Origin of the sequence: Vibrio sinensis, from assembly GCF_003605645.1 — a bacterium.
GTDB classification, from domain to species: Bacteria; Pseudomonadota; Gammaproteobacteria; order Enterobacterales; family Vibrionaceae; genus Vibrio; species Vibrio sinensis.
Map to the genome: position 1 here is coordinate 14,191 of NZ_QVMU01000004.1, position 14,535 is coordinate 28,725.

At 42.0% G+C, this 14,535-nt stretch carries 18 protein-coding genes; 9 read left to right on the forward strand and 9 right to left on the reverse strand.

Annotated features, from left to right (window positions below; all coding sequences use genetic code 11):
- Positions 1-51 precede the first annotated feature (51 nt).
- The 8 genes from DZ860_RS06440 to ccoN form a co-directional block, all read right to left on the reverse strand.
- Entirely contained in the window at positions 52-726 is a 675-nt protein-coding gene (locus DZ860_RS06440; protein ID WP_120030114.1) for a sulfite exporter TauE/SafE family protein, read from the reverse strand.
- Positions 716-892: a cbb3-type cytochrome oxidase assembly protein CcoS gene (ccoS, locus tag DZ860_RS06445; RefSeq protein ID WP_120030115.1), complete on the reverse strand. Its 177-nt coding sequence runs from the start codon at positions 890-892 to the stop codon at positions 716-718. Before ccoS ends, DZ860_RS06440 begins: the two co-directional genes overlap by 11 nt.
- Positions 892-3,264 carry a heavy metal translocating P-type ATPase gene (locus DZ860_RS06450; protein WP_120030116.1) on the reverse strand — a complete coding sequence of 791 codons (2,373 nt, stop codon included), beginning with the start codon at positions 3,262-3,264 and terminating at the stop codon, positions 892-894. Before DZ860_RS06450 ends, ccoS begins: the two co-directional genes overlap by 1 nt.
- Before the next feature lie 7 nt (positions 3,265-3,271).
- On the reverse strand, positions 3,272-3,751 hold the full coding sequence (locus tag DZ860_RS06455; RefSeq protein ID WP_120030117.1) for a FixH family protein: 480 nt from the start codon (positions 3,749-3,751) through the stop codon (positions 3,272-3,274).
- Between the two features lie 81 nt (positions 3,752-3,832).
- On the reverse strand, positions 3,833-4,813 hold the full coding sequence (gene ccoP / locus DZ860_RS06460; protein ID WP_120030118.1) for a cytochrome-c oxidase, cbb3-type subunit III: 981 nt from the start codon (positions 4,811-4,813) through the stop codon (positions 3,833-3,835).
- Complete coding sequence (locus tag DZ860_RS06465) at positions 4,810-4,986, reverse strand: cbb3-type cytochrome oxidase subunit 3 (protein WP_120030119.1); 177 nt, start codon at positions 4,984-4,986, stop codon at positions 4,810-4,812. The genes ccoP and DZ860_RS06465 overlap by 4 nt, the downstream gene beginning before the upstream one ends.
- A gap of 10 nt (positions 4,987-4,996) precedes the next feature.
- Entirely contained in the window at positions 4,997-5,617 is a 621-nt protein-coding gene (ccoO, locus tag DZ860_RS06470; protein WP_120030120.1) for a cytochrome-c oxidase, cbb3-type subunit II, read from the reverse strand.
- 12 nt (positions 5,618-5,629) lie between these two features.
- The gene (gene ccoN, locus DZ860_RS06475) at positions 5,630-7,057 is read right to left on the reverse strand and encodes a cytochrome-c oxidase, cbb3-type subunit I (protein WP_165862860.1); all 1,428 of its coding nucleotides are present in this window, start codon (positions 7,055-7,057) and stop codon (positions 5,630-5,632) included.
- 257 nt (positions 7,058-7,314) lie between these two features.
- Between ccoN and DZ860_RS06480 the strand changes: the two genes are divergently transcribed.
- Complete coding sequence (locus DZ860_RS06480) at positions 7,315-7,689, forward strand: hypothetical protein (protein ID WP_120030122.1); 375 nt, start codon at positions 7,315-7,317, stop codon at positions 7,687-7,689.
- 195 nt (positions 7,690-7,884) lie between these two features.
- On the opposite strand, the gene DZ860_RS06485 is transcribed toward DZ860_RS06480, so the two are convergent.
- Entirely contained in the window at positions 7,885-8,253 is a 369-nt protein-coding gene (locus DZ860_RS06485; RefSeq protein ID WP_120030123.1) for a DUF3693 domain-containing protein, read from the reverse strand.
- Positions 8,254-8,380: 127 nt separating this feature from the next.
- Here DZ860_RS06485 and DZ860_RS06490 point away from each other — a divergent pair, with 127 nt between their 5' ends.
- From DZ860_RS06490 to DZ860_RS06530, 8 genes are all read left to right on the forward strand, one after another.
- Positions 8,381-8,683 (forward strand): hypothetical protein, encoded by a 303-nt coding sequence (locus DZ860_RS06490; protein WP_120030124.1) that lies wholly within the window; start codon positions 8,381-8,383, stop codon positions 8,681-8,683.
- Complete coding sequence (locus DZ860_RS06495) at positions 8,683-8,898, forward strand: hypothetical protein (protein ID WP_120030125.1); 216 nt, start codon at positions 8,683-8,685, stop codon at positions 8,896-8,898. Before DZ860_RS06490 ends, DZ860_RS06495 begins: the two co-directional genes overlap by 1 nt.
- Positions 8,899-8,900: 2 nt before the next feature.
- Positions 8,901-10,160: a replication initiation factor domain-containing protein gene (locus tag DZ860_RS06500; RefSeq protein ID WP_120030126.1), complete on the forward strand. Its 1,260-nt coding sequence runs from the start codon at positions 8,901-8,903 to the stop codon at positions 10,158-10,160.
- The gene (locus tag DZ860_RS06505) at positions 10,148-10,450 is read left to right on the forward strand and encodes a CTX-RstB family phage integration protein (protein WP_120030127.1); all 303 of its coding nucleotides are present in this window, start codon (positions 10,148-10,150) and stop codon (positions 10,448-10,450) included. Before DZ860_RS06500 ends, DZ860_RS06505 begins: the two co-directional genes overlap by 13 nt.
- A gap of 256 nt (positions 10,451-10,706) precedes the next feature.
- Complete coding sequence (locus DZ860_RS06515; protein WP_120030129.1) at positions 10,707-10,916, forward strand: phage coat protein; 210 nt, start codon at positions 10,707-10,709, stop codon at positions 10,914-10,916.
- Positions 10,917-11,054: 138 nt separating this feature from the next.
- Entirely contained in the window at positions 11,055-12,641 is a 1,587-nt protein-coding gene (locus DZ860_RS06520) for a hypothetical protein (protein ID WP_120030130.1), read from the forward strand.
- Between the two features lies 1 nt (position 12,642).
- Positions 12,643-12,957: a DUF2523 family protein gene (locus tag DZ860_RS06525; protein WP_120030131.1), complete on the forward strand. Its 315-nt coding sequence runs from the start codon at positions 12,643-12,645 to the stop codon at positions 12,955-12,957.
- A gap of 1 nt (position 12,958) precedes the next feature.
- Positions 12,959-14,086, forward strand: coding sequence for a zonular occludens toxin domain-containing protein (locus DZ860_RS06530; protein ID WP_120030132.1), 1,128 nt, complete (start codon positions 12,959-12,961; stop codon positions 14,084-14,086).
- Positions 14,087-14,535: the final 449 nt, after the last annotated feature.

A 14,535-nucleotide genomic window follows, 5' to 3' on the forward strand; every position in this document is an offset into this window, starting at 1 on the left:
TCACCCTTATAAGCGAAAAGGTAGCTAAAAAAGGTGCTTAAAAACAGAGAACTATTCATTTAATGATAAAACTATGACGGAACCATAGAGTGTATAGAGGGCATAAATTAAGATTGTGAGCGCAGCAATATGTCGAAAAGTGCTGGATTGTTGCAAATTGTGTAGGTATCCCACACCAAAGCCAATCATAATCATCGAGGGTAATGTCCCTAAACCAAAAGAGAGCATTATCATCGCGCCATTGGCGACGCTACCAGAAACTGCTGACCATGTTAATGCGGAATAGACTAAACCACATGGCAACCATCCCCAAATAAAACCAAAAGGTACTGCATGTAGTGGGTGCTTTAACGGCAACAGTGATTTACCTGCTGGCGAGACATAGCGCCATAGTTTTTGTCCAAGTCGCTCAACAACAAGTAAACCAGACCACCATTTCCCTATATAACAGGCTAGCATTACCATAAAAATCGCGGTAAAAATGCGTAGCCATACGAGTGCACTATTAAAGTCACCAATCGAAGCAATTGATGCAACGGCACCGCCCACAATGCCGCCTATTAGTGCATAGCTGACAATTCGACCTATATTATAGAAAACAGGCACAACTTTTGATGGACGTTCTTGCCCTATAGAAAGCAAAGACGCTATACCCCCACACATTGCCATGCAATGACCTGAACCAAGCAAGCCAATCATAAATGCACCAAGCCAATCAGCCGTCATTCTTTTCGTTCTTCTTGTTATTTTTATCTTCTTCGTCAAACAGTATGTTATGGCCTTGGCGCTCTAGATCTTCAAACTGCTCACTTTTCACGGCCCAAAGGAAAATAGCAACAGCCACACACACCAATACAATAGCGATAGGAATCAAAATATATAAACTTTCCACTATTTACCTTTTTCGTTAAGTAGTCGCAGTGAGTTTGATACTACAATAATTGAGCTTGCAGACATACCAACGACAGCAAAATATGGGGCAACTAATCCAGCGACAGCAAGAGGTAAAATGAGCACGTTATACCCGAGCGACCATGCTAAGTTCTCTCGGATGATTTTTCGTGTTTGCAGCGCAAGCTCTCGCGCACTAAGTAGACGGTCAAGTTGATCGCCAAGTAATACCATATCCGCAGAGGCTTTAGCGACATCAGTACCGCCACCCATTGCGACAGATAAATGAGCACCGGCCAAAGTCGGGGCATCATTAATGCCATCACCAATCATCATTGTTATATCTGAACTATCTAGGTTTCTGAGAAAATTGAGTTTATCTTCTGGTTTTGCTTGTGCCACCACATCGGATATCCCGATTTGTTTCGCAACAAGTTGAGCATTGGCATAAGAATCCCCAGTTAAGAGAGTGACTTTAATACCGCTATTTTGGAAAGAACGAATAAAATCAGCGGCTTCTTGACGAATAGTGTCTTGATATTTGAATGTCGCGACATGGATGTCATCAATGGACAAGAAAATCGATTGTGAGTCGGTTGTCTCAGCGTTGTGTATGACAAACTCAGCACTGCCGATTTTTACTTGTTGTCCCTGATAATCACCTTGAATGCCAGAACCAATGATGTTTTCAACATTGGTGACGTAGAAGTTAGCATCATAATAAGGACGAAATGCTTTAGCGATCGGATGATTCGCGTATGATTCTAAAGCTGCTGCGATAGAAAGTAGCGTGGATTCTTCAATATTTTGAAAACGCTCAACCTCACTAATGACGATGTCGCCATGGGTGAGCGTGCCAGTCTTATCAATGACAAGGTGATTAACTTTGCACAGCGTCTCAAATACGTGGCTTTTTCTCAACAAAATGCCAAGATGACCCATTCGGGATGTCGCACAAGTTAACGCGGTTGGAGTCGCGAGAGAGAGAGCACATGGACAGGTTGCAACCAATACGGCCAGCATTATCCAAAAGGCATCATCGGGACGAGTATTATTCCAATATAACCAAGTACCAACTGCGATGATAAGAATCACACCAACGAAGTAACGAGCCACGGTATCAGCTATTTCGGCAATCTTAGGCTTAGAGAGCTGAGCTTCATCTTGCAAACGTACAATATTGGCGATCATTGAATCTGCTTTAGACGTGGTGACCTCGAGATTGAAGGATTCATCGCCATTTAACGTGCCTGCGAAAACAGCATCACCTACTTTTTTTACAACGGGAACGGATTCACCAGTTAACATTGATTCATCGACATGCACACGCCCAAGAGTAATCAAACCATCGGCAGGGATATGTTCTCCAGGAAGAACACGAATGTGGTCGCCTATCTGAAGTGTTTTAACTGGAACTTGTTGACCATCAAGTTTAGTTGCAATGGCAGGAACCAACTTTAGGAGATTACCACTGGCAGCGGCGGCTTTTCTGCGAGCTCGCATTTCGAGAAAACGTCCTACAAGTAAGAAGAAAGCAAACATTGAGATGGACTCAAAGAACACTTCACCTTGTTCTGTTACTGTCGCAACTAAACTCGCAACATAAGCAAAAATCATAGCGATAGAAACGGGTACATCCATTCCTAACGTAAAGCCTCGAATACTGCGCCATGCATTTATATAGAAAGGCAGAGCAGAGTAGAGCATGACAGGCGTAGCGAAGATTAAGCTTACCCAACGGAAGTAATTCTTAAATTCAGCATCAAGATCGCCAAACACTTCTAAATAGAGCGCAACCGCCAACATCATGACCTGCATGGTGGCTAATCCGGCAATACCTAGACGATAAAGGTATTGTTTCATTGCCTCGTGATACGCCGATTCTTGTTTATCGGCTTCAAAAGGTGCTGCTTTGTAACCTAACCGGTGAATTTCACCCAGCAGTTCACTGAGTTTTGTTTCATCTTTATTCCAAGCGAGTAATGCGCGATGGGTGGTTGTATTGACGCGAATCGAAACTACACCTTGTTTTGAACCAACTCGTTTTTCTATTAACCACGCACAAGCAGCACAAGATACCCCATCAAGTGACAGTGTCACCTCTGAGGTTGTATCTGAGTTTCTGACGAACTCAGATTGCACGTCGTCATTATCATAATGAACGAGTGCACGAAGTTGTTCGGGTACCAAGTCTGCTTTTTCTGCGGGAGCTGTTCGATACTGATAGTAGGAAACAAGTCCACTATCGACGATAGTTTGAGCAACCGTCTCACACCCCGGGCAACACATTTCACGTATTGAGCCGAGTATTTCAACCTGAAAGTCCGTGTTGACTGGTACTTCTTCACCACAGTGATAACACGATTTACACATAGTTGATTTAGTTCTTCAATTGAGTCGCACTTGACGAGGGGAAACTTACTCGGCCTTGAATGAGCCATTCTTTGTTATGTGGCGTCAATTCAATAAACCAAGGGCCTTGTAATTGTTCGGATAACGAAAATCGATATTGACCACTAGCATCTGAGGTAACTAGCTTTGAAAAGTCACGATCGGGTAGGGTTCTATGAGCAAACATAGCCGTAATAGCGGGGAAATGTTCGAGCTGTCCTTTATCAAAAGCGATGACTATATCGTTTCCACTAGAGTAAACTTGAGCACCGAGCTTTAGATCACGAGCAATATTGATTTTAGTTATATCAATATTAATGCCTTTCCCTTTTTTATAGTAATCCTCAGTCACGAGATCCACTGAGTTCTGTGAAAATATCACCACTGTAATTAATGTCCAAACAACGACCGTCAAAGGCAGAATTATTAGAAACCACGGCCAAAACTGCTTATACCAAGGCTTTACCATAAAAAAGTTCTCACAAAGAAAAATGAATAGGCTTAAATTAAAGAAAAGACAGCCCCTAGGAAAGGGGCTGTTATTGAAATGTTACTTATTATCTGAGTTAGATAGGCTCCAGACATAGGCAGAAACAAGCTGCACTTTGTCATCACCAAGAATATCTTTCCAAGCTGGCATCACACCAGAGCGACCGTTGGTCACTGTTTCTGTAACGTCATCACGCGAACCACCAAACAACCAATATTGGTCAGTTAAATCTGGTGCACCAACAGCAGGGTTACCCTTGCCATCAGTTCCATGACAAGCTGCACAAACAGCAAATTTAGTCTTACCAGCTGCTGCTTCTTTAGCGTTAACAGAACGGCCTGAAAGGCTCAGGGTATAAGTTACAACTTCTTTAACCCCTTGCTCTCCAAGAACTGCACCCCAAGCTGGCATTTGACCAACACGACCTTGCATTACCGTTGTGACGATTGCCGCTGGTTCTCCGCCATATAACCAAGCTCCATCAGCAAGGTTAGGGAAGCCACTTAGACCACGCGCGTCTGAGCCATGACACTGTGAACAGTTTTGTAGGAACAAACGTTGACCAACCTTTACTGCTTCAGGGTCGGCTGCAATATCAGGGATTGAACGAAGTTCCGATGTACCATCAACATAGGCAAGGCGTTTGAATGCTTCACCGAAGTAAGTATCAGCATCGTCGAGCTCTTTCGCATATTGAATTAGTTCTTTATTTTGCTGTGAATTGGCTATCGAAGCTTTCGATTCAGCCATAGAGCGGACCGTTTGATCCGAACTTTGCCATCCTAGCAAACCTTTGAAATTACCCAGCCCTGGATAAAGGGCAAGGTAAATCGCAGCGAAAAAGAACGTACTAATAAACAAATACGTCCACCATTTCGGTAGCGGGTTATTTAACTCACGAATACCATCATATTCGTGGCCCATGTCCGCACCTTCTTCTACGCCAACATTGTCTTTAAGACACCAAGCAAGAATTACAGCACAACCGACAAGAGTTCCCACGGTAATGATAATTATCCATAGACTCCAAAATGTTGTCATTTCTTAGTCACTCCTTGTTCTTTAGAGGGTGCTTGTTGCTCATCAGCAAAAACAAGGTTAGCGGCTTCATCAAAACGAGCTTTACGACTTTTACCGTAAGCCCACCAAACCACGCCTATAAAGCTAGCAAATAGCACTATGGTCCAAATACTGTGAATAGTACCGATATCCATAAATACCTCCTTATTTCATTGCGTGACCAAGAGACTGAAGATAAGCGATGATGGCATCCATCTCGGTTTTTCCTTCAACATCTTTTGACGCATTAGCTATTTGTTCATCACTGTAAGGTACGCCGAACTGATTTTTGAACAACTCAAGTTTCTTCTGAGCAAGTTCTCCATCAAGGCCGTTTTCAGCAAGCCAAGGGAATGCTGGCATGTTCGACTCAGGTACAAGTTCGCGAGGATCAAGTAAATGAACACGGTGCCATTCATCAGAATAACGACCACCAACTCGAGCTAGGTCTGGGCCTGTACGCTTAGAGCCCCACAAAAATGGGTGTTCGTAAACACTCTCACCAGCGACAGAATAGTGACCGTAACGCTCTGTTTCAGAACGGAAAGGACGAATCATTTGGCTATGACAAACGTTACAACCCTCACGGATATAAACATCACGACCTTCCATTTCCAAAGCTGTATATGGGCGTAGATTTTCTACAGGCTCAGTTGTTTGCTTTTGGAAAATTAGTGGTGTGATTTCTACAAGAGCCCCCAAGCTAATTGCGATGACAATCAAAATCGCAAGTAAACCGACATTACGTTCTACAATTTCATGGCGATTGTTAGAATTGTTACTCATTCTTAAATCTCCTTATGCCGGTTGTGGAATAGCTTTTAGGCTAGATTCAGGCGCTGTTACTGTCTTATAGGTGTTATATGCCATTAAGAACATACCGAATAAGAAGATAAAGCCACCAATGAAACGAACCGTATAGAATGGATAAGAAGCTTGTACGGATTCAACAAAACTGTACGTCAACGTACCGTCTGAGTTAACTGCACGCCACATCAAACCTTGCATAACACCAGAGATCCACATCGCTACGATGTACAGAACCGTACCAATTGTAGCTAACCAGAAGTGAGCATTGATAAGGCTTACAGAGTACATGCGTTCTTGACCAAACAGACGTGGGATTAAGTGATATACCGAACCGATGGATACCATTGCAACCCAGCCTAATGCACCAGAGTGAACGTGACCAATCGTCCAATCAGTATAATGCGACAGTGCATTCACTGTTTTAATCGACATCATTGGGCCTTCAAACGTGGACATGCCGTAGAACGAAAGCGATACGATTAAGAAACGTAGGATAGGGTCGTAACGAAGTTTGTGCCACGCACCTGACAACGTCATGATACCGTTGATCATGCCACCCCAAGATGGAGCGAATAACACCAAAGACATTACCATGCCAAGTGACTGAGTCCAGTCAGGCAAAGCAGTATAATGAAGGTGGTGTGGGCCAGCCCAAATATATAGAGATACTAGAGCCCAAAAGTGAACGATAGACAAACGGTAGGAATAGACAGGGCGTTCAGCTTGTTTCGGGACAAAGTAGTACATCATACCTAGGAAACCGGCTGTAAGTAGGAAACCTACTGCATTGTGTCCATACCACCACTGTACCATTGCATCGACTGCACCTGCATAAATCGAATACGATTTACCCATTGATACAGGGATAGCCATACTGTTGACGATATGAAGAACCGCAACTGTGATGATAAAGGCTCCAAAGAACCAGTTTGCTACGTAAATATGAGAGGTTTTACGTTTGATTAGCGTCCCAAAGAACACAATCGCGTATGAAACCCACACTACCGCGATAGCGATATCGATTGGCCATTCTAATTCAGCATATTCCTTACCAGAGGTATAACCTAACGGTAAACTAATTGCTGCGGAAAGAATGATTGCTTGCCATCCCCAAAAAGTGAATGGGACAAGCGGGCCTCCAAATAAACGCGCTTGGCAAGTACGCTGCACCACATAATATGATGTGGCAAATAGGGCACTTGTACCGAACGCAAAAATAACCGCATTAGTATGCAGGGGACGTAAACGGCTGTACGTCAACCACGGCGTATCAAAGTTGAGCTGTGGCCAGACTAATTGAGCGGCAATCAAAACACCAACAGCCATACCGACAATTCCCCAAAGAATAGTTACCAGGGTAAATTGACGAACGACTGTATAGTTGTAGTTTTGTTCAAGCTGCTTTTCTTGGCTCATTTGCATGCTTCCAATTTTTAATTAACTACACTTTACTTCCAACACGACTCATGTCGTAATGCCACCCAAAATCTTCCAATAAAAATAATCAATAAAATTGGTTAATTAAACATTCAGATTTTTAATAAAAGTGGCACTTTCAGGCAACAACTATACTGCATTTAACAATTCAATGACAGAGTGGTAACCTTACACTTGTTCTGGTTTTGGGCTTTTATTTTAAAACTTTGAAGTTTGTTACACGGAGAACACCCAGTATGGCGGCACAGAAGCTGACACGTGAACGTTTTGTTCAAATAATCATCATGTTAACCTTACTTATTGCAGCGTTTATTTGGCGTACGATTAGCTATAAACCAGAGGTAAAGGTGGTGTGTGACCTAGAGACAATTTGTGTTATTGATGTTAATGGCACGAACTCAAACATAGAGAAAGTTGGGAATGTACTCCTGATTTCTAAGCCGACTAATCATTGGGATATAATGATTGAAAATGCAAAATATCACATTTCCGATAAACCAGAATTATGGCAAGTGAAATTCGAAAAGATACCATCGGAACTCAAGATAATATTCAAATCACAATCAGATAAAAGTGATACTTTAAAAGTTATCGTTTCACAAAATAAATGAAAATATAGATCTGATCACATACTTAGTTAGATAAAAACATTGATTATCTCTTAATAACCATATTTATATCGTTAGATATTAAATGTGGTTATTAAGTATTTTATGGTAAATCGGTTATGGTAAATGACAAAGTGAACAGTAAGACAAGAAAAGGGCTCACATATACTATGTTGCCCCGAATACCTTAAACCTCATTTAACATAAGATACATAATGCGCACTGGGCTAAGGCATCTTTAGGGGTGATTAACCATGCCATTAAACCACCGTAAACCATTGATATACTTGATAAACCAAGCCCATTAAACTTTTTTGCTATGGATTCCCAATGTGCGCGTATTGTTGGATTATCATTGCGGTCTGCATGGCATCCTAACAATGCGATCTCCGGTTCAATTCCTGCTGCTTCCGCTAAAAAAACTGCTTCAGAATCAGATATATAGCGTTTTCCATTTCTCATTTCACTGATTCTAGACGGTTGAACATTCAAGTCATGTGCAATTTGCTTGTCTTGTACGTAATTTCTAGCCTGTTTATAGGCATCTAACAGATTACTTTGATACATAGCGCGACTCCTTTTTTTTTAGTTTAACGGAAAAATTCCGAAAATGCGTATCTTGAACATCCGATTAAACGGAATTATGCTAATTACGAAATATCGGAATTCAGCACTATTCTCAAGGTGGTTGTTCATGGCACATCAAAATTTTACCAAGGAAGACGGTCTACTTCGTTTTTCGTTAAATGGTTACAAGGTCACTTTTTCTCGACCAAGCCTAAACACTGCCAGTGCACTTGTTGAGATTGGTTCAAGCTCGTTCACTATTGGCTGCACTATTTCTCAAATCTCTTTTCATTGGGATGAACTCGATAATGAGTCTTTCATTATGTTTGGCTTTGGTGCAACGCTCACTGGCTTCAATTGGTTTGATACACAAGTCATCTGCGACTATTTCAGCATCCCACATCATTTAGCTTTACCGGAGGCAAACTAATGTCTTTCGGTGAAAAGCCTAATCGCAAACGTCCGGTTTACTTTGAGCAACATGCAGATGGTTACTGGTGCTCGGTCGATGGTGAACCTGAATACTTCAAAACAAAACATGAAATGTACCTTTACGCCTGTGAAGAAGAACGTGAATTGATTGAAATCACTTTCGAAAATGAATCACAGCTTCGTGAGTCTGGTGCATTTGCAAGGGAGTTTTGAACATGGCTCATACCTTGATTGACTATGTGAGTTTCTCTGGAACTCCCCAATTGCTTGAACGTTGCAAAGAAATGGCTAAACAACGTTTCTCATTAACCCAATCGCCGAATGAGTTTCAATCTCAAGTTTCATCAGCAGTTAAGCATCGTGAAAACACCAAGATTGCTTATTTTGCTGAGAATCTCGCGTCTGTCTTGGGTTGTGTTGAGTCTGAAAACTTTGCTAATCGTGATTTGTATTTTGCTGCTTTGGATAAAGAGCTGTCGAATGCGGATATCGAAATCACTCAAGATGTGGGTTTTAGCGAGTGCTATCAACGCCTAATTTCAAACATCGGCATCGATATGTTGGACGTCCTTTGTCACGGTGAAGTTGAATCATTTTTGGAGTTACTCAATACCGAAATCACTCATTACGGTAACGTTTGGACATTAGAACGTCGCGGTGGTTATTCCGGTTATCGTAGCAGTGCCAAGTTACTTTGTAATGGTTCGCAAGCTGGCTTAGTGGCTTGGGGTGCTGAGAACTTTGGCTATTACGTGTCGTTCTCTGGGTTTGGTTGCGCAGCTATCAAGATGGACGTTTTGCATAAAGCATTAACACAAATGCCATCCGCTAAATTGACTCGCGTCGATGTGGCCTATGACGATTTAGAGGGTGCAATCACGGTTCCTTACTTACGTGAACAGTATGAAAACGGTGAGTTCATTACTCGCGGTGCTCCACCAAGTTATGGTTATTTTGAAACGGGTTCATTAGTGACTCGTGACGATTCCAAAAAATACGGCGTCGTTCCTAGTGGTGGTCGTACGTTTTATGTTGGTCAACGAAATAATGGCAAGTTATTCCGTGGCTATGAAAAAGGCAAACAGATGAAGTCTGAACAATATCCCGATTGGGTGCGTTTGGAGGTTCAATTAGGTAATAAATCACGGGTTATTCCACTTGATATATTACTTGATAGTGACCCTTATTTTTCAGGTTCGTACCCTGCTCTATCGGCTGTATTAGAGGATGTCGAACCAAAAGCAATTCCTATTTCTCGCGTTATTGCTAACTGTAATTACGAGCGTTTTGTTGAACATGCAAAAAAGCAATATGGGAAATTAATTAACTTTTTAAACATCGTTCATGAGGATACGAACAAAGTCGTTTCTATTCTCACTAAGGGATTTACCGTCAAAGATATTCCTGACCGCTTAAACATTCCAGTCTGTCAGGAACACATTAACCAATCTGGAGATTCATTATGTCTAAATTAACTGTTGTTGTTACTGGTTGCGAACATTCTCAAGGGTTATCTAAAAAAGATGACAAGCCTTATAACTTTGCGGTTGTTAACTACTTAGCCACCAATGAGGGTTGGACTTCTCAAAAAGGCTCTTGTACTGCGGTTGGTATGACGCAAAAACAGATTTCAATGAATCCTAGCCCGCAATTAGTGGCTGAATTTCAGAAACTGCAATTTCCTATTCAATGTGAATTGCAATTAGGTGTAGACCCTCAAAATCCGCAACGTAATCAAGTTGTCGATATTAAACCTTTGGGGTAATTGAATTATGACTTCTTGTGTTGAAACTAATCGGGATGGCTTTTTATTAGTATCTAGTGCCCCTCTTGAACAGTGCACACAATTGGTTGTTTTAAGTGCTGATGAATATAACTATTTGACCTCTCACATAACTATTACGGGTGCTGAGGTCGTGGAATATTATTCGTTTGGTTTTGCTCTGGTGATGTTTGGGTTTCTTATTTCAATCCCAATCAGAGCCGCAATAAAAGCTGTTAACTTAACATAGGTATAAATTATGAAAATCAAAAATCTTGTTGTTGGTGCTTCTCTAGCTGTTCTTGGTGCTCCTGCGTTTGCTACTGCTGGCGCTCTCGACTCAATTTGGGCTGCGGTCGATTTGTCTGGTATTTCGACTCAAGTTATCGCGGTTGGTGTTATTGCAGTTGGTATTGCGGTGGCATTCAAAGCAATTACTCTGGCTAAACGTGCGGTCGGTAAGGCTTAACCGTGTTACTAGCTCTGTATGATTTGCAATTGGTGATATTTACTTTGCTCGGTGGCCTATCTGGCCTCCTCTGTGCCTTTAACTTGCGAATCTAAACCAAGGGAGCTTATTAGCTCCCTTTTCTTTTAGAGTGATTCTATGCGTGTTTTAATTTACTTTTTTGTTCTGAGTCTTTCTATTTTTTCTTATAGTGCTAACGCTGAAAAATTAATGCGTTCTAATAGTTCGAATGGCTCTAGGCATCCTTGTCCTGTTAAGGTCGGTGATGTTTTTAGTTCCTCTTCTTTTGATGCTTATTGCGTAGGTGCGCAGATAAGTTCAAACAACTATGTTTCTTCAACCTCTTGCAGTCCTGATTATACGGGTAAGCGGGGCTCGTGTTTTATGTATCACACTAGTGGCGCAAATAGCTCAGTATTTACGTGGAGTTATTACTCTTGCCCTGCTGGAACGGTATTTAATCCTGAAACAAATGAATGCGGTAGCATCTGTGAGAGTTTGGCTGGCAATATAAAGAAAGACCACAAGTGGGATTATTTTAAATATGGTGATAGCCCTACTTTTTGTTCTCAAGGCTGCGCATTAAAACCAACGGGTCTGAGTTTGTGCTTTATGAATTCAGGTTCGTGTAATGGTGATATTAAAATCACGGGTGAACCTTGTGATGTTGATGGCACTGAAGCTGGCGGCTCGGTTCCTGATGAAATCCCTCAAGGTTGTGAGTTGATTGGTGGTAAATATGTTTGCCCGGAAGATACTAACGGCGACGGTGAGCCTGATGCGGGTAGCCCTTTAGACCCTGATGCTGAGTGTGGTTATGATGGCAATGACCAATTCAATTGCAGTGGCGGTTCTTTTGCTGACCCTGACCACGAAATGACGGACCCTACTAAACCTTTAGACCCTGAAACTTCCAAGCCGATTACCCCCAGTACAGGTGGTTCGTTGGATGTTGAAACACCAAGTGACCCTACTCTTCAATCCGGTGTTTCTGAGCAAGTCAAATTACTAAACGAACAGATAAATAAATTGCTGAGTGGCCTAAATAAAGACAATAACGAGAATTTCAAGGATGTCATTAATGAGTTAACTGATTCGAATACTTTTAACCAGCATCAATTAGACGCCATTGTCGGGGGTACTAATAAGCAAATTGAAATTTGGAATGAATTAAAAGCGTTAGAGATTCAATCGACCAATGACATGGTGAGCGCGATAAATAAACTCGATGACTATGATGAGTTTTATCATGGTCAACAGATGGCAATGCAAAAATCATTGATTCAAGCTATTCAAGGTTTGGCCTCTTCTGGCGGCGGTGATGGCGGTGAAGACGGTAACGGTGTGGGAAAAGATGTGTCTGGAATATTAGATGCCCTGACCAAAACGGATGCGACTGGGTTAGTCAATGGTGAACCGTGTAAAGGTGGCGCGTGTCCGGTTACTTACGTTTCTCAACATGATAATGAGTCACTGAAAAACATGGTCACAACTCGTTTGGTTGCGACTAAAGATACCATTTACGGTGGGATTCTAGATTCATTTGGTAACGTTGATTTGTCTAACGCATCACGTCCATCTTTTACTTTAGATATGAGTGGCTTTGGTTTCGGTGTTTATGATTTGAATGACTATACGGATTTTAGTTACGTCTTTTTATTCATTCGCGTTTGTATGTTATTTACGGCTGCAATGACTTGTCGTCGTTTAATCTTTGGGGGTTAATATGAATTGGTTAATTGATGTATTCCAGTATTTGATTGATTTCTTTTATGGCTTGTTCCTGAGCATAATCGAACTCGTAAAGGACGTTGTCTATTTCATTTTTAACTTGCTGCTCGATATTGTTGACGCGATTGTGCTTGGTGCAATATCACTTTTTGACCCTGTTGATGTGAGCCAATATCTAACTGGCTTTCCTCCGGAAGCTTCTTGGGTGCTTGGGCAAATTGGATTACCTCAAGCGTTAGGTATGATTGTTACAGCGATTGGTGTTCGCATCATGTTGCAACTGATTCCGTTCACTCGATTAGGTTCATAATATGATTAATGCACTAACGGGTCGTCCAGGTGGCGGCAAGAGTTATGAAGCGGTTGCCTTTCATATCATTCCGGCCATCAAAGATGGTCGTCGGGTGATTACCAATGTTGCTTTGAATCGTGATCACTTTAGGAAAATCTTCGGTGACATTGTTGATGAGCTATTGATTACCATTGATGGAAAATTGAATGATTTTGGTAATGTTGAGCGCCCTTTCTCCAAGCTGTCTGACTATCAAGATGATTGGCGTAACGATAAAGGGCAAGCCCCTTTGTATGTTATTGATGAGGCGCATTTGGCATTACCAGCAAGGGGGTGCGCGGTGGATGTGTTGGAATGGTATTCAATGCATCGTCACTATGGCGCTGATTTATTGTTAATGACCCAGAACCTGCGCAAAATTCATCGTGACATTAAAGACATGATAGAGGTTCATTACTACTGCGTAAAAAACACAGCATTGGGTTCGACTAAGTCTTATACGCGCAAAGTACGTAATGGCTCTGGTGGTGAAGTTCTTAACGAAAACGTGCGTAAATATGAGAGTGCTTATTTCAAGTTTTATCAGAGTCATACTGGTTCAAATAAAGCGGTTGAAGAGGCAATGGCTAAAGATGTTAAGCCGCTTTGGAAGCATTGGACTGTATGGGTGTCTGCTATTTGTTTATTAGGTGGCCCTATTTATCTGATTTCCAGCGGTGGTATTTTTGGCGGTGTAGCTCCTGAAGAAACTGAACAGTCGGAACCTGTTCCTGTGGATGCTCCAGCTACAAACATTGAGGTCTCAACTCCGGCTTATGCGCCTAAGCCTAAAGTCGCTGACCCTTTGAGTAGTTATAAACTGTATGCGTCTGGTGAAGTCATTCAGGCTGCTTTCGATGATAAGAAACGGCTAATTCGAGGCAATACGTTTAGTAAGGTTTATATTGATGTGTTTGAAAACGATATGAAGCTTTTCACAACAAACAGCCTAGATTTGATAGACATGGGTTATACGTTCAAACAGATGACTGAGTGCATTTACCAACTGACCTATGAGGGTTCTTCGCGGTTTGTCGTCTGCGGGGATTATGAAAAGCAAGTGGATGAAAAGGAGCTATTCGCGGCTAACCCTATAGCCTCGTTTTAATGCTCGCGTTTTGTGGGAGGGGCCCCGTTTCGTCGGGGAGGTTGCCCACAATAACGCGGCTAATGTTGTTACTTCGTTTATGGGTTTGCTGCTGCTCATTGTGCCCACTTCACTAGCCCCGCAGGGATAAGCGAACCCACCTTGCCTATTTGTTCGATATAGCTTGTTGAGCGAAAACAAAAGCGGATTACGCTAATCCGAAAAATCACCCTTTCTTCTGCAAAGATGAGCCTCGCAGAGACTCTCCTCACCAGTGGCGGCTTCTGCTACTGCAACTCGAATTAGTCAAACGTTAACCCCCGTTTTGAGTGCCGAAAAATGGGGCGTGTTCGCACCCCGTATAGTAATACGGGGTGAAAGTATTTCCCCCATCACTCCAAAATCTTTGATCTCTTGCTCTTAATAATATGCAAAGACTTGATATGCTCTCGCATCTATTTGATTAAGGA